Raw genomic sequence first — 24,287 nt, 5'->3', positions numbered from 1 at the left:
AGATAAATGAGTGTACAGAACATCGCTGAAAATACAGGTTATTACCGCAACCTGATGCAGCCTATTCCGGGAGACAATCCTTGTGGCTTGGATCTCGAATATGATTCAGCATTTCTCATGCTGCAAACAAAGTTACAGCCCAAACTGACTGCTGAATATGGTGATTTTGTTGAAGTCGCCGAGTCAATTAACTGGACTGATACCGAGAGAAAATGCCTTGAACTACTGGCTAAAGCTCGGGATGTACGGCTGTTTATTATTCTCATACGTTGTCGAATGCGCCAAATTGGTGTCAGTGCGGTGCAAGAAGGGCTTGAAGCTTTAATTTACTGCTTGAATCTCTGGCCTGAAGACCTGCATCCGCAATTGCTGGATGAAGGAGAATTTGAACCATTTATGCGGGCCAATGCATTTGCTGATTTGGACGATATTGATGGCTTTATCGCCGACCTTCGCAACCAACTTTTACCTAAAGCTGCTGGTATGCAAATTTCGGTGAAAGAATTTGAAAAAGCCCACTCTTTTCCTCGCGAAGAGGGCGCCCTGGACGAAGGCACTATGGAAGCGATTCAACACGAATGGCTAACGCGATCCGACAGTGCGATAGCCTCATTGCAGAAAGCCTATGCATTACTGTTAGAGCTAGCCGCACGCCTGCGTGGCTCCCTTGGTGATCTCACACCGGATTTTGTCAGGTTGGCTTCACTGTTGCGCCATTTTGGTAGTGACGATATGGCACCGCTGACCGCTTTTGAAATGCCTGAATATCTTGCTGTTCCTGAAGAGAACCCACCATACGAGATAACTGCCGAGCCTTCAGGGGTAGAAACAGCACCACCAATAGTGGCAGAGATAGGCAGCGAAGCCCCCTCTTTTCAGCCACAATCGCCAGCAATATTACAACCTGCACCTATGCCGATACAGGTTCCGCCACAACCAAAAGGGATCCAAAGTCGCGCAGACGCTTTATCTCGAATAATCGAAGTACGTCAGTGGTTTGCTGCCTCAGAACCAAGTAGTCCCGTCATTGCTTTATTATCCTTTTCAGAAAAAACGATCGGCAAAAGTTTTGGTGAATTACTTCAAATTATTCCTCAGGAACTGATTTCTAAACTTGATGCAGGACAGGAGTAGTTAACCATGAATAAAAAGCTTCTCATCTTAGCATTTGGTGCCGCTATTACCGGGCAGGCACAGGCTATTTGTACTATTGATACCACCAGTGAAGATAGAGGGATACTGCCATCGACCATGACTGTGCCTGCATTCGTCATCACTATTGATGCAGATGCGCCCGCAGATACAACAAAATTTATTGCTGAGGCAGATACGGCAACTCAAGGTGACAGAGTTACTTATGTTGATTGTGCAATTGGTAACCCATACGGCAAAAATGTTTCCACACTGCTCGGTGCCAGCTTGGGCAATGGGCTATTTGCTACCAATATTGAGGGGATTGCCATTAAACCCTTGTGGAATAATGGTGGTGCCTTTGGGACATTTAACACCAGTGCCGAGATGACATTCAGTACCGAGATTGGTCGATGGACTTATCCTGCTATCTCCTATTTCAGGATTGAGCTTTATAAAACCAAAGAAACACTATCATTAAATAATCCAGCAGGTCAGGTAGTTCTGCCCGGCGGCACCGCGGCTTATAACTGGGTAAACACGAATAGCCTGGCCAATTTTGCTCAAAAGCTGGATATTGGCCAAATCACCATTATTAGCACTCCATCTTGTACTTTTGATGGGTCAAAAGTTATTGATTTCGGTCTGGTTACCTCTGGCAATTTAAGTAATGGAATAGAGCGAAACCTTGATTTTGATATCACCTGCAAAACCGATTATGGCCAATATTCGGCAACTGCGGCAATTACTACGCAAACTCCCACTGCTGATGGAAATTACATTAAAGTCAAAGATAACAATGGTCAGGATGATCTATTGCGCATAAAAATCAGCGACAGTAGCGGGAAATTACTAACACTAGATGGCAATAGTACCGAGCAAAAAATAAATATCTTAAGTGCCACGCCAGCTGAATTTAAGTGGAAAGCCACTCTTGAACCTGCAGTGGTAAACGCCAAGCCCGCTAATGGTCGTTTTAGTGCCGCTGCGGAAATAATTTTACAAATTAATTAACCTCTTACAGCAACATTACTCATTTACACGGAATATTTATGAAGTTTGCCTCTTCTATTTTTGTGAGCATTGCTAGCTATCGGGATTCTGAATTAATCCCGACACTACATGACATGATAAATACATCCAAACATCCAGAACATCTTGATATTGCAGTTTTCTGGCAGGATGATAATGATATTAATACTTTTTTAAATCAGGGTATGCAACTTAACGAAAGTAAAACCTATCTTGGCTATCCATTATATCTTCTGGAATATAACGGTGCGCGCATTTGGGTTTTAAGCGTACATTATTATGAAAGTAAGGGTGCCTGTTGGGCCAGACATATGGCCGAACAACTATTTCAAAACCAAGCTTATTTCTTGCAAATAGATTCTCACTGTCGGTTTATACCACACTGGGATCAAGAAATGATCGCGATGTTAAATAGCCTGCGGGTTAAGAGCCCTAAACCGGTCTTATCCAGCTATCCGCCCGGTTATGAACCTGATCAAAAAAATGAGAACAGAAAAGATTATGTCAGCCGTCTAACATTCAATGCGTTTACACCAGAAGGCATGGTGCAAATGATGTCGACCCCTATTACTGAAACTGAACCCGTTCGCTGTGGTTATTTAGCTGCCGGTTTCATTTTTAGTGATGGCAGTTTTGTGCATGACGTTGCCAACGACCCTGACATTTTTTTTCTGGGCGAAGAGATTGCTATGGCTGCCCGTGCTTTTACTCATGGCTACGATACTTATGCGCCGCATAAAATTTTACTCTGGCATTTCTATACTAGAAGTAACCATAGCAAAGTGTGGACAGATCATAATAACGAGGCAAAAGAGTCAGGTGCGATTGATCTTGCTTGGTGGGAGCGAGACAAAATCGCCAAAAGCCGGGTTAGAGCACTGCTCGGTACTGAACAAACAACGATTGAACTTGGCCGCTATATACTGGGTACTGAGCGTTCTTTACAAGAATTTGAATATCGGGTTGGCCTCAATTTTAAAAAACTAACCACACATCCAGATGCTGCAGGTACCAATAAAATAGCCTATTTCAATGAACTGCCTGCATCCCACTCACAGTGGTTGCAATCGCTGATTGTTGTAAATAAAAAGACACTAAAAATAGAAAAAAATGAAGTCGATTTTACTCGTGAAGATGTCGAGTGGTGGCACATTGGCGTCTATAACCCACAAAATACACAAGTCAGTGCAGAAAAAGTCGACCTGAATAATATGAATAAAATCATTACCAAAATAGATGAGTCAATCGTTGAATTGAAATTAGCCTTTAATACTGACAAGAATGTAAACCCACACACGGTCAGAATATGTCCTTATATTCATATGCAGGGTTGGGGTGATGTTGTGGAGAAATCCTGGTGAAAAGTGAAGACATTTTTAAACAAATCTTAAGCGCTGATACGTTATTATCGTTCAGTGGCATTATTCCGTCGCTATCCGATTTTCAGCGAAAAATAATAGCGCTGATTTTAGAATTCAGTGACACGCTTAAATCGGAACAGCACCCACCCATTGAAGTTGATCGTTTATGCCATCAACTTTGTCATTATCTTGATAAACGCATTGACAGCTGCATTAAAGATAAAGGGTTAAATTGGGATAGCTATTTATTATTAGATTATTTCTATGGCTATAGCATGCCTTTACCTGTCGATCACACCAGCCTGGAAGCATTATTAAACAGCGATGATGAAACCATATATTATTATACATTCAAGATACTCCTGCTCTCGCGTGACCTATCAATTCGCGATGTGAAATCACAGCAACTACTCGCTCGTTATAGTCACAAATTGTTATCACTAAATTTGGTGTCTACTGACGATAAAACTGATATCGAACCAGAAGTAGAAGTAGAAGCAGACGCGGCATGCAATATCAAAGAGCCAGACCAAACCAGCCTTGACTCAGTCCAACGTCGTCACTGGTATTCGTTGTGTATTCCTTTATTTACGCTGGTATTGTTTCTCTCTGCACTCTGGTTCTGGTGTTCTCATTATTTAGGTGATATTTCTTAATATGTTTACGGTGAAATTAAATAAATCGCTATTACTGCTCTGGTTGGCAGCATGTGGCTTTTTAATAGCAAGCATTACTATTAAAGAAAATACGTTTTGGAATAACGTTATTTTCCTTATCTTTATTTTCTTATTGGCAGCTGCTGTCTGGCGGCATTACACCCTTAAATCGGTGCAATCTAAACCAGAGCAATCTAATTTGGAAAAACAGCCTCTTCAAGTGGTGGCTCCACAGCCAGCAGCTCAGGAAAATACAGTTATTTTAATCCTTGGCCCCTATGCGGCCAAATGGTTTAGCAATCCGGGAGCTACTGATAATACTCGTTTTTCTGACCATGCAACCTGGATATTAATTTCTGATCCAGAGGCATTGCAAAAACGTCTTAAGTTTATTGCTGACCACCATTCCTCAGCGCAGATTTTGGTTTTCTTCCCATTCCTACCTGATGTATATGACAATGCATCGATTATAATTTCACAGCTGACAAAGTGGCAGCGCAGTTTTGCCACCCTGCCACTACAAACGCCACTTAATAGTGTATTTGCTATTTATTTACAACTGAGTGGGGAACGTCTCAGCCATAATCCTGATAACGCCTACTGGACAGGAAATATTAATCTTGCCAACCAGGAAGAAGTTGATATTACCTCTTCTTTTCAAGCATTAAGCCATAAATTTGCACTGCAAGATAACAACAGTACAGAGTTCGCGTTTCAACGTAATGTGATGGCGCATCAATTATTCGCCTGGTTAAACGAATCCGGAATCACCCATACCCTGCAAACACTGTTCTCTCACACATCATTACAGCTAACTGATGTGATTTTATCGGACAATGGCAAAGGGTTTATCAAGCATGGGGCTTGGTCAGTATGGCTGGAGAGAACATTAGGAATTTTACCCGGTTTAGCTTCTGCTGTTTCACTGCCCCCGTTCCCAAAAGTGATTAATTGGCAAACGAAACCAGCCATGCCAACAATAGAACCAGAGAAAATAGCGCCACCCACTCAGGTGAAATGGGTATGGAGCCTTGGTTTTGCCGCGATGCTGCTCGCCGTGCATATGGCACATACCGTATCGCAGCAAAAAGTTTTCTATCAACAATATAGCCAGCAGTTAGCCCCGCTAGATAATATTAACGAGTTGTCTATTCAACAGCTTGCAGAGAATCTTGCGGCATTAACCAATAAAGGAAAGGCATTATCCACATGCATAAGCTCATTCGATATAACACACTGGGGATTATCTCAATGTGCTCCATTGTTGAAACGAGTAAACCATAAGATAGAAACCTATACCAATGTTCCAAAATTTAGTTCTGCCCGAATGGCACCACTGTTTGACTCAAACAGCAGTAAACTAAAACCAAATAAGCAGACCAATGACATACTGAAGTCTCTGCTATATTTGCTGGAAAAAAATCCAGACACTAAAGTTTTAATTATTGGCCATTCAGATAACACAGGAAGCCCTTCATTTAATATGAAACTTTCTGAACAGCGTGCACAGGTAGTTGGTGACTGGTTAATAAAAAACAGTTCTATTCCTGTTAATAATTTAATTGTTCGGGGTAAAGGTGCATTAGAACCTATAGCATCTAATAACACCAAAATAGGACAAGACCAAAACAGACGTGTTGAAGTGCTATTGTTACCAACACAAGATAAGAATGTGGGAGTTTAAAATTCTATGAATGCTACATCTTCAAATTATACAATTTATGAGGGGACTTTTCTGACCACAGCCCCAACTCTGGATCAAACAGTGAATATCTTGATGTTTAGAGATCCTGAGAAAAACGAATATAACATTATCATTAACCGTGCCTTACTGACCGAAGAAGAAACACCAGAAACCTTCTGTGAAAAAGAAATGGAAGCACTGCGAAATAAACTACCAGGATTTCAGATTGAAGGAAAAATGCTGACACATGAACTCGGCCCAGCAAAATTACCCGTAGTACAAGTAGCAAATAATTACTTACAAAATGGAGAAAGGACTCGTCAGGTTCAGTCTATTGTGTTGTTACCACATCACGCTATTTCAAACCCTGACAATCGCGTTGTGCTTATTTTCACCTTAACAAGAACCGGCGGTGAATTTACTGAATATCAACGTAAACACTACGTGAAAATCATCAACAGTTTCAATCCAAAAGTGATGTCTTCCAATTAATATAAAAAATCACTTCACATATATATAATGTGAAGTGATTTTCATTAAAAGATATAGATTGGTAAGAGTAAATTCATCAGATAATTATGGCGTGATATTATTTTACTTAGGGGTAATATATTATTGAAGAATGATTAATTAAGATATTAAATTGATGTAATTTGGAATTTTAAAAATTATCGAATATAACTTAAGTAACAATAATAAATTGAGCTTCGCAGATAGATTATTAATCTGATTTTATCCGTCATATGGTGGATTATCTTTATGATACTGAACGCTTAAGCTATTAATATTGTATTTTTTACATATATTACAACGATAGCCCATCACTTTTTCACGCGTGATCAAGAGTAGTTTTGCTATCTGGTCATTATCTACGCCAGAAATAATTAATTCTAATATTGATTTTTCTATTTTAGTTAGCTCCGGCATTTCAAAATCATCACTATCTAAATCAACAATCATATCATTACATTTATTATCACAAACTCTTTCTATTGTTATTATTATATTCAATATACTACTGGTTTTATATAAAACCGCATTGTAGATTTTTGGTAAAATATGCAATTCTGTTTCAGAATCACATAAAACAATGACCTTAGATTTTTCTTTAATTTCCTTTAACATACTGTAAGCATCTATATAATCAACCGATGTAATATCAATTAAGACTAACTTTGTATTTTGGTTTATCGCATTGATAAATGGATCAATTGTGTCATAACTTTTCATTATGACTTCTTTTAAATTCCTAGTGCTAAAAACATGGTTAAAAACATACTCAAATGAGAATGTCATTAATTTACACTTACTAAATATTAACGTATTCATATTTCCACCCTCTTTTAATTATTAATTAACGCTGATTAACACAATAATAAATACAACAATGATTAAATTATTTTTTAGAACTTAGAAAATAAATAACAACCATCATAAAAATAAACAGATAGGATGGTTTTCTAAATATCAGATATGATATTCATATATTAAGTCATAAGGGGTGCATAATGTTTTATAAAAACATGCCACTATTAAATACGATTTTTAATATTTACCGCACAAAATTTTAATTTCTTTTGATTGACGATCTAAACAGAGACCGAATAAATATTAAATATTAAATATTAAATATTAAATATTAAATATTAAATATTAATAAGAATAGCATCTTTACTACCATAGTTTTTCATGTTTGATGAGTAGTTATAAAATTCCAATTTATTTAAAATACCCAATTTTTTAATTACACTCCTGCGATAATTCAATATCGTTTTTTCAGATCGATTAAGCATTACAGATATATCATTAATGCTATATCCTTGACTTGTTAACTTCACCAGACTGCTTTCTGTTACTGAAAGTTGTAAATTATCTTCAAGCTCTAAAAAATCAATAATCTCTTTACTTGTCATATCGCAACCATTCAATCTTGCAAGTTTTATTATTTTATTTATTTTAGAAACAATCTCATTAATATCTAATCTGTCACTGTTAAATGGTATGTTTACAGTTAACATTGGTTTATCAAATTCATTAACACTCTCATCTGAAAAAAAACCATCTTTATAAATATTAACTATCACCATAAAGTCTTCAAATATTACATTATGTTTTTTTCTTTCTTTTTGCTCATAAGCATTGTTCAACAAATAATCTTTATCGATTTTTTTATTCAAAATATTTTTTAATAAATAAATCAAACCTAACTTATAGAAAGTATTGTTGGTTATGATCGCTATTGATAACATTTCCATACGCCTTACACCTAATTAATTTAAGGGTGAAATTAATTAATCCATTTCACCAATAAGTTATAATGCAAATATAGTAATAGTTATTTTAGTAAGCATTACCCCCAGTTATACACTGAAGAAAATAACAACTCACCATCAAATAATTACTTTATTTACAACAATATTTACCTCTATTTTTATATAGACTCTCTCAGTGTGTTTTGGATAATTATTAAATATCCCTGCACATTTTTATTGTTTTTATTATATACGATATTTAAAGTTGCCAAACATTTTTGATCTAGATCAAGAGTTGTTTAATAAATCAATAAAACAGAGCATTGTGCTTATTTTTATAAAAAAATAAGCATTTTATAAAGAAAATGTCTTTATATCTTAAAAAAATAAATATTTTCATATAAATATAAGTTAAAAATATTTTTGGGATTATATTGAAATTAAGCCCCCCCCTACAGAAGGGGTTAGGAATGCCTACAACCGCTGTAATCCTTAACCGATATAAATAATATCTGCATATGGGTTGACCATAGCCAATTTGAGTAAATAACTGCCCGTGACTAAATTCAGATAGGCCCTGTTTAACTGCAACTTCAGCGCCCTATAAATAATTGTAATGGTTTAATCATTCCCAACCTGCTCAATTCGGTATCTGAGAGCGTCAAAATTCACTGTAACTACTGATCCAGTATCTCCAAATAGCGCTTCTCAATAATGTTCTATCAGCTCTGGAGCTTAAACATTAGGCGACTCTCCTTGTGAAAGTCTGGACCTCGGTGGACAGTTAGTGTTTTCTAACTATAGCCGGAGGTCTGGATATGATGAATGCTAAAGCGAAGCGCGATATAACGCACAAAACAAAAGTCTTAAACTATGCAAATAACACCAAAAATATCGCAAAAACCTGCCGACATTTTAGTATTAGCAGGCGAACTTATTACACATGGAAAAAAGCCTATGAGCGCTATGGAGAACAAGGATTAATCAATCATAAACCTTGCCCAGAAAATCCTACTCGACGTGTGGCAAAGCACATTGAGGAGCAAATTATTTACTTGCGCACAACTTATCATTTTGGACCTCAGAGAATATCGTGGTACTTGTTACGTTTTCATAATATCAAAGTATCGCGCTCTGGCTGTTATTACGTGCTTCTTCGAAACAGACTAAATCAACTGCCACAAAATCAACGACAACGCTCTAAGCCGTTGTTCAAACGCTATGAGAAACAGGTTCCTGGGCATCATGTGCAGGTTGATGTTAAGTTCTTGTTTTTTAATAGTCCTAATGGTCAACGGATTAAGCGTTTTCAATATACCGCAATTGATGATGCGACCCGGATACGAGCCTTAAAAATTTATGAGCGGCATAATCAAGCCAATGCGATTAATTTTATTGATTACGTTGTGAATAAATTTCCTTTCCGACTAAAAACCATCAGGACAGACAATGGCCATGAGTTCCAGGCGAAATTTAATTGGCATGTGCATGAGTTAGGGATGGAGCATGTTTATATTAAACCAGCGACACCGAGATTAAATGGAAAAGTAGAACGTTCTCATCTGACAGATAAACAGGAATTTTATCAGCTTATCGATTATACGGATGATGTCGACCTTCATGAAAAACTAGCGGAATGGGAGGCATTTTATAACTGTCATCGCCCCCATTCAGCACATGGTGGAAAAACACCTTACGAAGTGCTAAAAACTAAATTGGGTATATAAGATCAAATGTCAACCGAGGTCCTGAGTGACACAGCGGCAAAGTTTCTAAGCTGCCTGCACAGCAGCGAACTGCTTTCTCACGCTCTTTGCGCTCTTTCTCCATTTCTAAGCTGCCTGCACGGCAGCGAACTACCGCCGCATGTAACCAATTACCGCGTTGGCTTTCTAAGCTGCCTGCACGGCAGCGAACCGGCTGGCGCGTCGTGCTATGCAACAAGACCATTTCTAAGCTGCCTGCACGGCAGCGAACATAAACAGCCGTTGGCGCAGATCGGGGAAGTATTTCTAAGCTGCCTGCACGGCAGCGAACCGAGACACTGAAGGTGAAATAGTTTTTTTTATTTTCTAAGCTGCCTGCACGGCAGCGAACCTATACCCACATATGTCCCCATGGAGGTAGTATTTCTAAGCTGCCTGCACGGCAGCGAACGCGTAGGTGGCTTCTACGCTACTTACACCGCTTTTCTAAGCTGCCTGCACGGCAGCGAACATGCCACAGCGACGGAAGCCATCCCGTTTTGCTTTCTAAGCTGCCTGCACGGCAGCGAACACCGTGCCAGTGTCCATCCCGCCAGCGCCTGTTTTCTAAGCTGCCTGCACGGCAGCGAACTTAATATCAAGGATTAGAAATGGCAGCAAGAATTTCTAAGCTGCCTGCACGGCAGCGAACCTTTTCAGGAAAGAGACACCGCAACAGCTATCTTTCTAAGCTGCCTGCACGGCAGCGAACGATAGGTGCTGGGCTTGTTTCATATGGTGCTTTTTCTAAGCTGCCTGCACGGCAGCGAACTGTAGCAGCTTTAGCTCGCGGACGGTGTGACTTTTCTAAGCTGCCTGCACGGCAGCGAACTGCGCCCTGCGCCGCACCCACTTTACCTAAAATTTCTAAGCTGCCTGCACGGCAGCGAACAGTATCGTGCGCCGCCTTAACTTCTGCGAATGTTTCTAAGCTGCCTGCACGGCAGCGAACAATTAGGGCAATCCGCTCCACGTGACGACGTGTTTCTAAGCTGCCTGCACGGCAGCGAACTCGGCAAAATGCGCGTCTTAATGTGCCTAGAATTTCTAAGCTGCCTGCACGGCAGCGAACCTGGCAGCGGCACTCGCTGATTTACTCGTCATTTTCTAAGCTGCCTGCACGGCAGCGAACCCGTATCCCGATTTGACGCCAAAGAATGATACTTTTCTAAGCTGCCTGCACGGCAGCGAACATGAAGATGAAACATTACTGCCTTATTACCTATTTCTAAGCTGCCTGCACGGCAGCGAACTTTGTTATCCACAATGTTTCTCTCTCTTTGGTTTTCTAAGCTGCCTGCACGGCAGCGAACGGTAATAAAAATATGCCATCACCCTGTTTATTAAACATAAATCAGGATATTGACTGATAAACCCTTTTTTCTCACCCTCTCATTACACCATTACAAAACAATCAGTTAGCAATAGCCGAAAAAAAGGGTTAAAACCAGGGTATGGTGGTACTGCTACTTAGACCATAGGCAGAGAAACTTCCCAACTGAGCTTGTTCCTGCAATTCGCCATGCTGAATATAAATTCTCATCGTATTGCCGTTCGAAAGGCTACGCAGTTGAATAAAAGGCAACCTGAGAGATTTCTGTTGGGTGTCGGGTATTTGTTCAAACGCCTGCTGTTCAGTTAGCCACCCTTTAGCAATCGATCTCTGCCGCTTGTTATGGGCGCTTTTTGCCTGTACTCGCCTCACCGTTCGGTATTGTACTGCCTCAGGCACCGGCAATACCGCACTGCATCGAACGTAGTCACGCATACCTTGTAACCAGTTTTGCTGCATCAAATTATCGATGTCTTGCGCCGAGCCGTGTAAACGCAACACGCAGTCCAACGTCTTATCACTACAGGGAAAACTAACGCCTATTCTCCCTGCGGCATAATGCCCTAACGCGCGGTGTAATTTAGCAAACAGATTATTGAGCAAATCCTGTGCTGAGGTTTCCAGATCGGGTTGAACCTTAATATCCAAATAGTGATCCATAATCACCTCGTTTAGCTTGCATCACCAAAGACGCCACCGCGAATCAACATAGCAATGACATAATTCTGCTGTGCCAAATCAGGCTCTTTACCTTTCAGTACCCAAGCATCCAGCAGGTTATAAAAATCCAACTTTTCTCGGGGTTGCCGGTAAGCCTTGCCGCGATTGGTGACGGAGCCATAAGGCTCTACCGCAATCGCCCCTACCTCCGCTGACTCTGGGTGCCAGGTATCAATCGTACGCAGAGCATTACCAATTTTTTGCGAGTGCATGGCAGCCACCTGGTTCAGTTGGAACAAGAATTTGCTCTTATCTCCTTTACCGCCCCCCATCACCAATTCCTGCGAAGGGTAAACCGCCTGCCCTTGCCCCAGTCGAACAAAAGCTTGAACCTCAATAAAGGTATACTGCTGCCCTTGCAGACCCGCTTCTATCGCTTTGCTTAACTCCAGCAGATCGCCCGTCACCGGAGGAAATTCATGCAAACCGTGCGCGTAGCCATCAAACACCCAAGGGCGACCACCACAACTCACCCGCACCTCGACCTGTTCAGCACCCACTCGGTTGCGCCATAGGAAACGACCACTGGCAATATTGGTTGCATAACGTCTGGCAAGTTCACTAAATCCTTGACGGGCAACATAGCCCTGGATCACTGCAGCCAGAGCGGCCTGATAATCGGGATCGTTACAGGTGGAAGGCGTTGCTAAATCGCCAAGCACACGCAGAGTAAAGCTCACTTTCAATGTGTCACAGTCAAAGGGTAATGCTGCTACATCCACGGTTTGCAGGTTGGCTTTTTGAATCTCTGCATCTAGTTTCGTTGAATCACTACTAATAGCGGCCTTTAAACGGTTGGAAATCGTACCGCGCACCGCCTTTTCCTGCACCAGAATAGGCTGCCAGCAGGTGACATCCGTTCTCTCTTCCCAATTGCCCGCCGCCATAATCGCGTCAGAACAAGCCAACTTGCTTTCAAATGCCAGCACTGATGCCGTTTTTAATGTAATAGTTGCCATGATCCAATTCCTTTTTTATTAGAAAAAGTCGAAATCTTCTTCGAGTTGAAAAGCGCTGCCTGTCACTGTGTTAGGTTGTGCCTGGCAGAGATACCAGTCTTGGTCATGACTGTATTGCCAAAACATCTGTCGCAAGTCATCAATATTGTGTGGGCTTTTCCATTCACCAATACCGTATACCGCCTCTGCGAAACGGAAAGGCGTAGCCCAATCGCGGCTGTTGTTTACGATGCCTGGCTCATAGCAAGGTGAAATAGCGCGGAATCCTGTCATGATCGGCACCAACCAACCGCTTTCTGGCTTGGGTTGATAAGCCCATTGTGCTTTGTTGTTATCATCTTGCACGCCGTTCTCATCTTGCAAAGGTATTGCCTGATATTTCAGCGCAGAAAAATCGAGCCAGGCATCCAAGAGATCGGCTTCAGGTTGGTCTTGCTGCAGGCGTAATAGGTGCTGCTGCAACAGGGAGGAACGATCAAGCAGGACAAAACCGGGCAGAAGACGCCGGGTAAAACGTGATCGCTCTTGTGCCGTCGTTGGAAAAGCAACAATGTCGATATCCTGTAGCCTGCTGATCGTCCCTCCAGCCAATCGCTGGCTCTGGCACAACGGAAATAAATACTCACGTAGCGCCGCAATGCCAGCTTCACCGCCAGAAATCAGCCCCTGGCATTCCAGAACCAGGGAGATCTCCATCTGCATACGCCCCTCTTCAACAATAGGGGCCGTATTTCCCTCTTTAGTCAGCGGATTACGCGTCAATGCAAACACATAATCTCCCCATCCCGAAGGCTGATAGGCCTGAATCTGATGATGATGGCACACCACTGCGCAGCCCTGTAACTCGATACCGTGGCTCTGCTGGAGCTTGCGCGATAACGCATGGGTATAACCCAAAAGTTGAGTGATGGCAGGAAAGCCGTAAGTCAGCCCGGCAATGGTGTTTACATTGCTGACCTGAAGGTGGCGTAGGGTAATTAATGTACTCATACTTCCTCCCTCCGCCCAAGGTCAAACGCCCAGAGGCGTTGACTGAAGACCTTCTGCCAGGCCTGGCTTTCAGCCAGGGCAAACGTCATCCGCTTGTGCTCCAGTTTTTTATTCAACCAATGAGCAAACTGCTTGGCGATCTCGCCCGGCCAGGCATTTTTACTGCGTTGTTGCTGAAACTCTGTGGAAGGATGATGAGGATCGAGCCATATTTTCTGCGCATCAGGTAATTTACAGTCAGGATGCGAGCTCCAGCCTGCTAATTCGGTTAGGGACTGTATCTCCGTAGCGTAGTTTAATAAGGCATCCACCAGCGCCACCACATAACGCCCACGCTGCTGTCGGATCTCCAACGTACTCTCTTTTTCCGCCACACTGAGCAGGTAGCTTTTCAGTTGATTGACCTGTTGCCAGGTACGGCGGTTAAACTCACTGCTATACAAAATATCTTTACCGCTGGGAGGGGCTAAGCGGCCACGCCAACTGGGCGGCGCGCAAGAGAGCAATAGCATTTTGCCCCCGCGTGCGACATTCAGGCTGGATATGTTCAATGGCTTGGAGCCGCCGTAGATCTGGATTGCCGTTCCGGGATAACTAACCTGAAGTTCAGCATGATATTTCCCGGCCTTTTTGGCTTCACGGATCTCTTTGGCCTGTTCACCAAAACGGCTCTGCCCGATACGGGCATAAATCTCATGTGCCAGAGAAGAAGGAAACAACGGGCTTAACAGGTGATATTTCTGTTCTGCAACAGGAAAAAAGATCTGCTTGGCAAGAGGGTGAGAACTGGGATCTTTATCCACCAATGCCAGCTTAAAACCCGCTAACCACTCTCCCAATAGCTGCGGATCGTCAGTAAAAGGGGTAAAAGGAGAGATATCGTCTTGCGCGATGCAATCCGCCACGCTGATACCATCCACGGTGAGCAGTAACAACGTCGCCGAATTCGCAGCTGCTGCGTTACCAATTGTATCTATTTCCGGTTGGCTCAGTACCAATGTGGATAAGTACCCCTTGGCAACGGTTGACTCTCTGTCATCGAGTACACCGCTTCCTTTCGCATCGCCATGGGTAAATTTCGGTGCGTGAGTCACCAGGCTGATCTGTTTGGCTCGTTTAGCCGCATCGGTTAACCAAGGTATATAGGCAAACTGATTATCCAGTGCCTGAAGCTGTGCCTGATATTCCGTACTGATTGCCACACGTCTGGCTGCCTCCGGCTCCTCCTTTAGCGCCTTTTCGCAACTCTTCTCTACAGGTTCCTTTTTAACTCTTCGTCGCTCATCGATATAGCCAGCAATTGCTGCTGAGAGCCCCGTATATTCCATAAATTGATCCTCACATTAATGTAGCGAGTACGACATAGAACATAGCGAACATCGTTCAAATAGTAACCTTCCAACAAGTTTATTTAAACTTACGTATTTATATAGTTAAAATGCCAAAAAAGACTTAACATTCATCAACCAATACGATTGCACTCCTACCGACTCGGTAGCTTAGAAGTAAGTACTTATGACCTCACTATCGCGCAGGTAGCCCGCGCCCTTACTCAAGGGCGCGGAACACACCTAACACCGGATGATAGCGCCATGCCACAGAGGAATGATCCGTCTTCCGCAAACGGATCTCACCATAGCGAGCGCTGATTTCGTTGAGTTCCAGATCAAACCGTTCAGCCAAGAGTGGGTAAACATAGTCGGCATCCAGATTGAACCAAGGCTGATTACCTACAGCGAGTGTTAGCGCTACCGGTTCAATCACACTCACCGGCACATAACAAGGCGGCCTGGCATTCATGTCATACAGGCGAAAATCGGCAATCTCGCCGATCTCTTCCAGATAAAGAAAATACTGTTCATCCGCCGCAGATTGACGAAACGGGGTGCAACGCTGAAATTCAGCGTGCCAGGTGGGCTGGTTCAACCACCAGCGAGAAGCACTGAGCAGAGGCTTCTCACCACTTTTATGTTGGAATAAGGCACACAACAGTTGAGCATGTTCCAGCTCGGCAAAGTTGTCGTATTGCGTTTTCAGCTTAAGCGGCTCTGGTGACAAAATACGGGGTAATGCATTAATTTCCTGGTACTTGATGCCTCGCAGCAATACGGATAAATCGTGACTGGAAAAGCGGCGCTCCTGGCTTTCAAAACCTGGGTGGCGGTAAGCAATTTCCTGCCCGGACAACGCATTAATGTTGTGCGTAAGAATGACAATATTCTCAGTCTCAGGTGGACACTGCCGATGCCGTTGTACCCGCCCCGCCAGTTGGACCAGTGAGCGCATAGAACTGGGTTCGACTATTGCCCAATCATAATCATGATCGCGCCCAACCTCTGCTACCGAGGTTGCCAGCACCACAAACAACTGATTCTCCTCCGGTGCCTTTTGTATCGCGGCCTGAATTTCTGGCTGATGCCAGAGCGCGTCAGGATCGTAACGCGTCAACGCCGCATCAAGCCGGGTTTCAATATGGGAGCGCTGTGCCAAAGGGTGTTGACTGTGGTAAACACAGTAGTGAATCCGATAATTTGTTTCTGGTGCCGTCGCCATCAGTGCTGAAGCGAGCGCCACTAATGGGTTGATATTGGCTATCCGCACCAGACCGATAGAAACCCGTTTTTTACCCGATGTGTGACACTGGTGGTGGGCTTGGTGCAGAATCGACATCTGCTGCTGGATCACGCTAGCTATTGAACGCACCGCTTCCAGCTTGCCACCATGATTGCCACTGACTGCCGCCAGCCTAACCTTACGTAACACCTGTTGCCGGCTCAGCAAATTCTGCGCACGTTGCAGAACAAAAGCCTGATGCTTTTGCTTGAAGCTTTCTCGGTCTGCAATACTGCCATTGCCGATATCATATTCATCTACCCAGGCACAACAAATCTCGCCATGTGGATTAGGTTCGCCGTTGACGCGGGTATAATCCATCCACCCTTGTTGATAGGCTTCAAATAACGCCACAATCAGGGCCGGTGGTAATGTTGCCGACGAGAGTAATACTCGGCTACCCAGCATCCCCGCCCAGTTGACTAGCCGACATAATGCATGAAGGTCTGCTTGGTCAAAATCATCAGGTTCATCCAACACCAGATCCGACGTTAGCAAGCGCAGCATAGGCGCAATCTGCTTACCCCCTCGGATACCTTCAGTCGCGGGGATCAAATGGTCGATAGTACTGACGAGGATCGGGGCACTCAGCAATTGCTGTAGTTTTGGACTTGCCGTCAACCAACGGCTTAAGCGGCCATCTTCCAGACTACCGTCATATTTTACATACATATGCTCGGCAAACAGATCGTCTGCCGACTCGCTGCCTGAAGCCTGCTGTTCCCGCTGTTGCTCCTGCTCGTTCAATTCCTTGACGGCGGCAGAGCCGATCATAACGGCCAGATCATCATCCTGTAAGTGCAACCTATCGCGCAGCGCCTCACCGGTCTGCAATGTCAATGTCCGTAAACCTAACGCCACGCTAAAACGACAGCCCAGCGTCTCATCCGCCAAACCATACATAATCCGGGCATTGGCAAACGTCTTACCACAGCCGGTAGAAGCCATATTGACGCCAAAAAAACCTTGCTGCCGAGTTTGTTCTCTTAACGCGCAAGCGAGATCATATGCCTTATCCTGCCAACGGAACCGGCTTTCGGTTGCTCGCTTTTTAAAGTCTTTATGCCGGGTTATCGCAGGCAGAGAATCTCTCAGCACAGGTAGGCTGCGGGCCAGCAGGAAAGCATTATGAGCAACACCGATGTTATGTTCATCCAGCCGCTGTTTACATTCGTGGGTGGTACGATCGGTGTTGGCAAAAGCGGTATAGTTGCGATCTTGCCACTTTTCCGTCACGGGCTGCGCTGAATAAAAGTGATCTGCCAACATCAGAACCAGACGAGAAAGATGCAACGTAAAGCGTTGTTCAAACCACCCTTCCCCGCTGTAGAGCACATTACTTTGTAGGGCACGCCGGGCAATTTCCTGCGCCTTCCTGCACCAGGTTGCGCTCTTAAACGGTGTCCCCTGCGGAAACTGCCAGTTATGTTCACGTACCGAGCCCGCATAGTCATTCTTAAACTGCGGGGAATTCCAGCCGGGTGAAAAGCATTCACTGAGCCAGTGGTCATGATATTTCAGATCCGGTGGATTTTTATATTCCGGCCAGCGGGATGACGCGGGATAAACAGGCAACCGATGATGAGAGACAATCAACCAGGCAACAACTTTCGCCAACGGCGGCAACGTGGTGAATGGATTCTGTTGCGTGCGGAGGTCATCAACAATCAAATGAGCCAGCAGCGCGGGCTCATCCTCAGTGCTCACTTCTGCCAACGCCTGTAGCCACTGCGCATCCTTCCGTTCAGCGACAAAAGCAGTAAATAACCGCAGTGAAACCCATTCATGTCGGCAAGGCTCAAAAGAAGCCCCTATTTTCAATAGCTTGTTTTGAAACAAACGGTTAGCTTTGCCGAAATCGTGAAACAGCCCGGCAATTCCCGCTAACAGCGCGATAACCTCCGCATTGTGCCATTGATTCTCATCCCGACTACGCAAGATATCGCGCTGCGTGCTGTTCGTCGGTACCGTGCCCTGCGCATTAAAACGGCGTAGATTGCCCACAATCCACAGCAGTTCCGTGTTGTTAGCTCCCCGGACCCAATGACAAGCCACTGCCGTATTACGCTTGGCGGTTTTACGCAGCAGTTTCCTCAACGTATTCAAACCCTCTTGGGTAATCGGTGTTTGCCAGGTACGATCCCCTTTCCGCTCGGCAAACTGGTCCAGAATACGACGAGTTTCTATCAATGCCTTTTTACTGCACTGAGCAACCAGCAATATATTCATTTACCCACCTGTGACAGACTTTCTGCGGTGTCCTTAAGGGTATCAATCATCACATCCAGTGCATCCGCCTGCTGAAATCCAGTGAGGCAACGCTGGCGAAACTGCTGTTCATCCTCCCCGGCCATCGCAGCAATAAAGGCTTGTGGCAGAATCAAAGCATCTTTAATCAAATCAGCAATATCAAACACCAAACCACCGCGTCGGGTTTTTCCATGAAGTATTGACAAACCATGCGGCAGGCCAATAACCCAAGCCGCAGTAGCGACAAGGCCATAAGCCAGATAGTTACCGTGATCTAAAAATCGATTAGCGATGTCGATACCGCTACCGCTACCGCGTTTGGCACGGAGGAACTCGCCATACTTCACACCATTAGCCGCCAATTTATAGAGCGCTTTAGTCATGACCGCCTCTTGTGCCAGAACATCGTTGCTATTCTGACAAGCGGATAAGCGCTGGATAAAATTGTCCAGCACTGAATTAAGTTGAGCAGCATCGACATCGAAAGTCTGTTCACGCTGCATACGCGCCGAGAGCCAATGAGTACGAATTTGAGCAATGCGCTGTTGCTGAAAAGCAATGGCCGCAGCCAGACGCTTATCATCGTTAAACCAGAAACTCACCCAATGCTGTAGATATTCCGTTGGCCGGTATTCGCTTTGTGGCGTTAACCAGGAAACATCCACTTCAACTTCATTAGCAGTAAACAAAGGCGTGCCCCCACCGCCACAAAATCCAACCAGCACTCCCGCTTTAGCAAACTCACGCATGGCGGCCTGAGTGACAGAAGTTCCTGTTCCCAACATTACCGCCGTGGTGTTGGCAATCGGAATATTCCAGTACAAAGATTGCTTACCTTCGTCTGTGACATATTCAACCCGCCCGCCATTGACCAGAATTCGACAATGTTGAAGATAATAGAGATTGGCACGTTTTGAATGCAGAATGGTTTTCATATCGGAGGGCGAGAATTGATTATTCATGGAAGGGAAACATCCCTATTTTCAGCTATAACATCATCCATACGTGATTTTTCAGGCAAGATGTCGACGGGTTTCCCCAAGTTTTAGCATGCCGCGAATTCAGATAATAAGTACAACGTTAGGTCATTATGGTGAGGAAGGCGTTAACAGCTGATAAGCGTTCCCTCTTCCAGCGAAAGATGAGCGAGTAATCATGAAGTACAGCAGCTAACTGAGGAGCAACGATACCAGATTGCCCTGCTTTTTAAAGAGAATTGTAGTTATCGTGAGATTGGTCAGCCCGTCGACGGTTTCCCGTGAGCTCAGGCGTAATAGCACAGCAGAAGGCTATGCCCTAATAATGCTCAGCGTTTGTGTGAGCAACGGCGTGCTATATCGGCGAAGCGGTCCATAAGTCAGAGTACCATTGATTTTATTGAGTTTGCACCGGAGTGGAAGTGGAATCCTGAGCAGATAGGCACAGTTCGAAGGTGATAGAATCTTCCCCGCGCACATGGGGGTCTTTCTTTTTTCACCATCACCAGTGTTCCTTCCGAAGTCCTCAATGGCAAACCCGTGTACAGGAACCCAAGTCTAGCCAGAGTTTTTACCATTGCATCCCATGCAGTCAATACTGTTCCATGTGAGCCACAAACAAAAAAGACATCCAGACATCTTTATTCCTGGATGTCTTTTTACGGGTTATTCCTAGACTGATGGGTAATAACCAGATGGTATTATTTCAACACGTGTAGTTGGGCAAAATCAAACGGACTAATCCCCTTCTCCCGATTAGCATCCAGATAATCAGCCCACCATTGCACCATCAGTCTCCGCTCTCCTAAGTGCTCGGCCTTATGAATATAAGCCGCTCGCACAGAGTTACGTTCCTGGTGACTCATCTGCCGCTCTACCGCATCCTTCGACCACAATCCCGACTCAATTAACGAACTACAAGCCATCGTCCTGAAGCCATGCCCACAAACCTCGACCTTCGTGTCATACCCCATCACCCGCAGCGCTTTGTTTACCGTGTTTTCGCTCATTGGTTTACGTGGGTCATGATCGCCGATAAAGATCAGCTCACAGTTTCCACTCATGCTTTTGATCTTTTCCAGAATGGCGAGAGCCTGGCGGGATAAGGGAACAAGATGGGGAGTGCGCATTTTTGAACCTCGATATGAATGCTTCACACCTTCCAATGCTTCACGTTCCCCAGGTATGGTCCACATCGCGGTTTCAAAATCGATCTCTGACCAACGGGCAAAGCGCAGTTCGCTAGAACGAATAAAGATAAGTAGAATGAGTTCCGTTGCCCAGCGGGTTAGCGGCCTTCCGGTATAGCCATCTATTTTCTGGAGTAATTCAGAGATACGTTTTAGTTCCAGTGCCGGACGATGCTGTCGATTGCTGGAAGCAACAGCGCCCTCCATCTCCTGCGCAGGGTTGTAATCAATTAAACCGCTTTGTACTGCATAGCGCATAATTGCTGTGGTTCGTTGTTGCAGGCGGGAAGCCACTTAAAGACGTCCAGCCATCTCTACGGTTTTAATTGGTGCAAGCAAATCAGGGGTCTTAAGTTCACTGATAGCACGTTTACCAATAGCGCCAAACAGCTTATCTTCCAGACTTTGCAACACACGAGCGCTATGCGCTTCAGACCACTTCTGATTGCTGGCATGCCACTACTTCAAAAGTTATCGCTTCTTGCTCCTGCTCTACCTTGACGGATTTCTTGTTCTCACTAGGGTCGATGCCATTTGCTAAATGCTTACGTGCTTCGTCACGTCGTGCCCTAGCATCGGCCAGTGATACTTCAGGATATTTCCCCAACGCCAGCATTTTCTCTTTACCACTGAAGCGATAACGCAGCCGCCAGTATTTAGAACCATTCGGGTGAACCAGCAACACCATGCCATCACCATCTGTCAGCTTATAGGCTTTTTCTTCAGGCTTAGCCGTACGAACCTTTACATCACTCAGAGCCATGTTGAGTATCCTTTCAAGGGTTCTGTATGGGTACAAACATTATCGAACCGGGTTATACCCACATTTGTACCCGCATCAGTAAGTTGATGTAGATTGAATCAGGTTGACTTATGTTGACTGAAAAAGCGAGAGGAGCCTTGCGGGGTCTGGATTTTAGGCAAAAAAAAAGCCACCTTGCGGTGACTTGATTTTCATACTAATGGTGCCGAAGGCCGGAATCGAACCGGCATGCCTCGCGGCGGTTGATTTTGAATCAACTGCGTCTACCGATTTCGCCACTTCGGCACTGAAGTAGTATGCGGAGAACGAGGTGAATTATACCTACCAAAAGTCCGCATGCAACTGTTATCCCACCAAGATTAGTCTAAGTGTTGAAAAAAACGCCATCAACGCCGTTTTAGTAGCAAATAAACACTGATTAGGAGGAAAAGTATACTCGGCAACAAGGCACCCAGTAGCGGCGGGATGCTATACACTTGGCTTAATTTGCCAAAAACTTGGTCTAGTACATAGAACAAGAAGCCAAATGAGATGCCAATAACGACCCGTAGCCCCATAGGGACACTGCGTAATGGGCCGAAAATAAATGACAGCGCCATCAACATCATCACCGCCACAGAGAATGGCGCCAGAATCTTACTCCACATATTCAGCTCGTAGATGTTCGACTCTTGCCCGCTTTGCTGTAAGTATTTGCTGTAGCTGTACAATCCGCTGATAGACAGTGAATCTGGGTTCATGGCAACCACACCGAGTTTCTCTGGCGTCAGGTTGGTTTTCCATTCTCCCGTCAAGGTTTGCCGGCCAGTCACTTTGTTCGGATTGCTTAAATCAGATTCATCGACCTGCGATAAACGCCACAGATTGTCGTCGAAAGTCGCGGTTTCCGCATAACGAACCGAAAGCAACCGATCTTGTGGATCAAAATGATAAATATTAACGCCCGTCAGTTCGTTATCACCCGACACGCGCTGGATATAAATGAAGTCTGAGCCGTCTTTCGCCCATAAACCCGACTGTGTTGACAATAATGAACCGCCGTACATTTGTTGCGCACGGAAGTTACGCGCCATTTGCTCGCCTTGCGGTGCTACCCACTCGCCGATGGCCATAGTCAGTAAAACTAATGGAATCGCCGTTTTCATTACCGAGGCGGCAATTTGTAGGCGGGTAAAACCCGAGGCCTGCATCACCACCAGCTCACTGCGCGTGGCGAGTGTGCCCAACCCCAGCAATGCCCCTAACAGCGCCGCCATCGGGAAGAATATTTCTATATCCTTAGGGATACTCAGTAACGTGAACATCCCCGCCGCAGCTACGGAATAATCACCCTGCCCAACTTTACGCAGTTGATCGACAAACTTGATGATGCCGGACAAAGAAACCAGCATAAATAAGGTCATCAAGATAGTATTGAGGATAGTCCGTCCGATATAACGGTCTAATACACCAAACATCAGGCAGCACCTCTCAATCGAGCACGTAACTTACGAGCCGGCAGGCCATCCCACAGGTTCAATATCACCGCAAGAGCCAGGTAAACGCCGTTAACTGTCCACATCCAGACCAGGGGATCCAGTTTACCGCTACTTGCATTAGAACGCAGGGAGCTTTGTAACAGGAAGAAAATCAAGTAAAGCAACATGGCGGGTAACATACTCAGCACTCGGCCTTGGCGCGGGTTGATAACGCTCAACGGCACAACCAATAATGCCATAATGACCACAGACACAATCAGGGTCAGTCGCCAGTGGAACTCAGCGCGGGCATCAGGTTCGTTCGAGCGCCACAATTGTTTCATGTTCATCTGTTCTGCCACGGTATTATTTTGCTGCACTTCCTTATGACCAATAATTGCCTGATAGTCGACAAAATCAGTGATACGGAAATCGCGTAATAACGCCGTGCCCTCATAGCGGGTGCCTTTATTCAAGGTAACCACTTGCGAGCCATCAGGCCGCTCTGTCATATGGCCACTGTCCGCGACAATGACCGAGGGGCGTTGATTACCGTTTGGCCGCAATTGTGCCAAAAATACACGGTTGAACTCTTTGCCCGACACATTGCCGATAAATAAGGCCGAACTGCCATCATTTGAGGATTTAAATTGCCCGCCTGCTAAGGCGGCGAGACTCGGGTTAGCTCTGGCGTCGTTTAATACTTCGTCTTGATGTTTAGAAGACCAAGGCCCAAGCCAGATAGTGTTAACCGCTGCCAATGCAGAGGTAGCAACCGCCAGAATCAATGCAGCTATAATTAAGGACTTTTTACCCATGCCGCAGGCATGCATCACGGTGATTTCACTTTCCGTGTACAATTTACCCAAGGTCATCAACAAGCCAAGAAATAAGCTCAATGGCAGGATAAGTTGCGCCATTTCTGGCACACCGAGCCCTAAAAGGGATAAAACTAAGTTTGTGGGGATTTCACCATCAACCGCAGCGCCTAATATCCGAACTAACTTCTGACTAAAGAAGATTAATAGCAGGATGAACAGAATCGCAATTTGGCTCTTAAGTGTTTCCCGTACCAGATATCTAATGATGATCACGCTAATACGCCTGTGAAAACTTGTCTTTTTGCAGGAAAATCGATAGTTTCATCGTTAATCCGCCATTTATTCTCATCATA

At 44.6% G+C, this 24,287-nt stretch carries 17 protein-coding genes, 1 tRNA gene, 2 pseudogenes and 1 CRISPR repeat array; of the genes and pseudogenes, 8 read left to right on the top strand and 12 right to left on the bottom strand.

All coding sequences use genetic code 11. The annotated features are described in order from the left end of the window. Window positions 1–6 precede the first annotated feature (6 nt). From YROHD0001_RS13155 to YROHD0001_RS13175, 6 genes are read left to right on the top strand one after another with little or no spacing between them, the layout of a single operon-like run. A complete protein-coding gene (locus YROHD0001_RS13155; protein WP_004713769.1) occupies window positions 7–1,134 on the top strand; it encodes a type VI secretion system protein TssA in 1,128 nt (375 codons plus the stop codon). A 6-nt stretch (window positions 1,135–1,140) separates the two neighbouring features. Beyond that, the gene (locus tag YROHD0001_RS13160; protein ID WP_004713768.1) at window positions 1,141–2,145 is read left to right on the top strand and encodes a fimbrial protein; all 1,005 of its coding nucleotides are present in this window, start codon (window positions 1,141–1,143) and stop codon (window positions 2,143–2,145) included. A gap of 38 nt (window positions 2,146–2,183) precedes the next feature. After that, on the top strand, window positions 2,184–3,524 hold the full coding sequence (locus YROHD0001_RS13165; RefSeq protein ID WP_004713767.1) for a GlcNAc-transferase family protein: 1,341 nt from the start codon (window positions 2,184–2,186) through the stop codon (window positions 3,522–3,524). Next, entirely contained in the window at window positions 3,521–4,180 is a 660-nt protein-coding gene (locus YROHD0001_RS0117435; RefSeq protein ID WP_032816284.1) for a hypothetical protein, read from the top strand. The genes YROHD0001_RS13165 and YROHD0001_RS0117435 overlap by 4 nt, the downstream gene beginning before the upstream one ends. Before the next feature lies 1 nt (window position 4,181). Beyond that, window positions 4,182–5,864: an OmpA family protein gene (locus YROHD0001_RS13170; RefSeq protein WP_004713765.1), complete on the top strand. Its 1,683-nt coding sequence runs from the start codon at window positions 4,182–4,184 to the stop codon at window positions 5,862–5,864. Between the two features lie 6 nt (window positions 5,865–5,870). After that, complete coding sequence (locus YROHD0001_RS13175; RefSeq protein ID WP_004713764.1) at window positions 5,871–6,356, top strand: DcrB-related protein; 486 nt, start codon at window positions 5,871–5,873, stop codon at window positions 6,354–6,356. A 240-nt stretch (window positions 6,357–6,596) separates the two neighbouring features. On the opposite strand, the gene YROHD0001_RS13180 is transcribed toward YROHD0001_RS13175, so the two are convergent. Together YROHD0001_RS13180 and YROHD0001_RS13185 are read right to left on the bottom strand one after the other, a co-directional pair. Then, complete coding sequence (locus tag YROHD0001_RS13180) at window positions 6,597–7,094, bottom strand: LuxR C-terminal-related transcriptional regulator (protein ID WP_004713763.1); 498 nt, start codon at window positions 7,092–7,094, stop codon at window positions 6,597–6,599. A gap of 416 nt (window positions 7,095–7,510) precedes the next feature. Next, window positions 7,511–8,119, bottom strand: a complete 609-nt coding sequence (locus YROHD0001_RS13185) for a helix-turn-helix transcriptional regulator (protein WP_004713762.1) — start codon at window positions 8,117–8,119, stop codon at window positions 7,511–7,513. 815 nt (window positions 8,120–8,934) lie between these two features. Here YROHD0001_RS13185 and YROHD0001_RS13190 point away from each other — a divergent pair. Next, the gene (locus tag YROHD0001_RS13190) at window positions 8,935–9,843 is read left to right on the top strand and encodes an IS481 family transposase (RefSeq protein WP_004713761.1); all 909 of its coding nucleotides are present in this window, start codon (window positions 8,935–8,937) and stop codon (window positions 9,841–9,843) included. Window positions 9,844–9,885: 42 nt separating this feature from the next. Continuing rightward, a CRISPR array of direct repeats spans window positions 9,886–11,174; the repeat unit is 28 nt; unit sequence TTTCTAAGCTGCCTGCACGGCAGCGAAC. 128 nt (window positions 11,175–11,302) lie between these two features. Here YROHD0001_RS13190 and cas6f read toward each other — a convergent pair. The 6 genes from cas6f to cas1f form a co-directional block, all read right to left on the bottom strand. After that, window positions 11,303–11,854 carry a type I-F CRISPR-associated endoribonuclease Cas6/Csy4 gene (cas6f, locus tag YROHD0001_RS13195; RefSeq protein WP_032816282.1) on the bottom strand — a complete coding sequence of 184 codons (552 nt, stop codon included), beginning with the start codon at window positions 11,852–11,854 and terminating at the stop codon, window positions 11,303–11,305. An 11-nt stretch (window positions 11,855–11,865) separates the two neighbouring features. Beyond that, a complete protein-coding gene (csy3, locus tag YROHD0001_RS13200; protein ID WP_004713758.1) occupies window positions 11,866–12,873 on the bottom strand; it encodes a type I-F CRISPR-associated protein Csy3 in 1,008 nt (335 codons plus the stop codon). Between the two features lie 18 nt (window positions 12,874–12,891). Then, a complete protein-coding gene (gene csy2 / locus YROHD0001_RS13205) occupies window positions 12,892–13,863 on the bottom strand; it encodes a type I-F CRISPR-associated protein Csy2 (RefSeq protein WP_032816280.1) in 972 nt (323 codons plus the stop codon). Continuing rightward, window positions 13,860–15,065 (bottom strand): type I-F CRISPR-associated protein Csy1, encoded by a 1,206-nt coding sequence (gene csy1 / locus YROHD0001_RS13210; RefSeq protein WP_004713756.1) that lies wholly within the window; start codon window positions 15,063–15,065, stop codon window positions 13,860–13,862. The genes csy2 and csy1 overlap by 4 nt, the downstream gene beginning before the upstream one ends. Window positions 15,066–15,411: 346 nt before the next feature. Continuing rightward, complete coding sequence (cas3f, locus tag YROHD0001_RS13215; protein ID WP_032816278.1) at window positions 15,412–18,705, bottom strand: type I-F CRISPR-associated helicase Cas3f; 3,294 nt, start codon at window positions 18,703–18,705, stop codon at window positions 15,412–15,414. Then, window positions 18,702–19,688, bottom strand: coding sequence for a type I-F CRISPR-associated endonuclease Cas1f (gene cas1f / locus YROHD0001_RS13220; RefSeq protein ID WP_032816275.1), 987 nt, complete (start codon window positions 19,686–19,688; stop codon window positions 18,702–18,704). Before cas1f ends, cas3f begins: the two co-directional genes overlap by 4 nt. 201 nt (window positions 19,689–19,889) lie before the next feature. Here cas1f and YROHD0001_RS20270 point away from each other — a divergent pair. Beyond that, a pseudogene (locus YROHD0001_RS20270) lies at window positions 19,890–20,159 on the top strand (helix-turn-helix domain-containing protein); the annotation flags it as partial. A gap of 245 nt (window positions 20,160–20,404) precedes the next feature. On the opposite strand, the pseudogene YROHD0001_RS19265 reads toward YROHD0001_RS20270, so the two are convergent. The 4 genes and pseudogenes from YROHD0001_RS19265 to lptF form a co-directional block, all read right to left on the bottom strand. Further along, a pseudogene (locus YROHD0001_RS19265) lies at window positions 20,405–21,656 on the bottom strand (tyrosine-type recombinase/integrase). A gap of 200 nt (window positions 21,657–21,856) precedes the next feature. Then, window positions 21,857–21,941: transfer RNA gene (locus YROHD0001_RS13225), tRNA-Leu, on the bottom strand. Window positions 21,942–22,042: 101 nt separating this feature from the next. Then, on the bottom strand, window positions 22,043–23,113 hold the full coding sequence (gene lptG, locus YROHD0001_RS0117425) for an LPS export ABC transporter permease LptG (protein WP_032816274.1): 1,071 nt from the start codon (window positions 23,111–23,113) through the stop codon (window positions 22,043–22,045). Beyond that, window positions 23,113–24,207, bottom strand: a complete 1,095-nt coding sequence (gene lptF, locus YROHD0001_RS13230) for an LPS export ABC transporter permease LptF (protein WP_004713750.1) — start codon at window positions 24,205–24,207, stop codon at window positions 23,113–23,115. Before lptF ends, lptG begins: the two co-directional genes overlap by 1 nt. Between the last annotated feature and the right edge of the window lie 80 nt (window positions 24,208–24,287).

It is taken from the genome of Yersinia rohdei ATCC 43380 (genome assembly GCF_000173775.1).
Lineage (GTDB): Bacteria > Pseudomonadota > Gammaproteobacteria > Enterobacterales > Enterobacteriaceae > Yersinia > Yersinia rohdei.
This window is presented reverse-complemented; position numbering and strand designations above follow the sequence as displayed.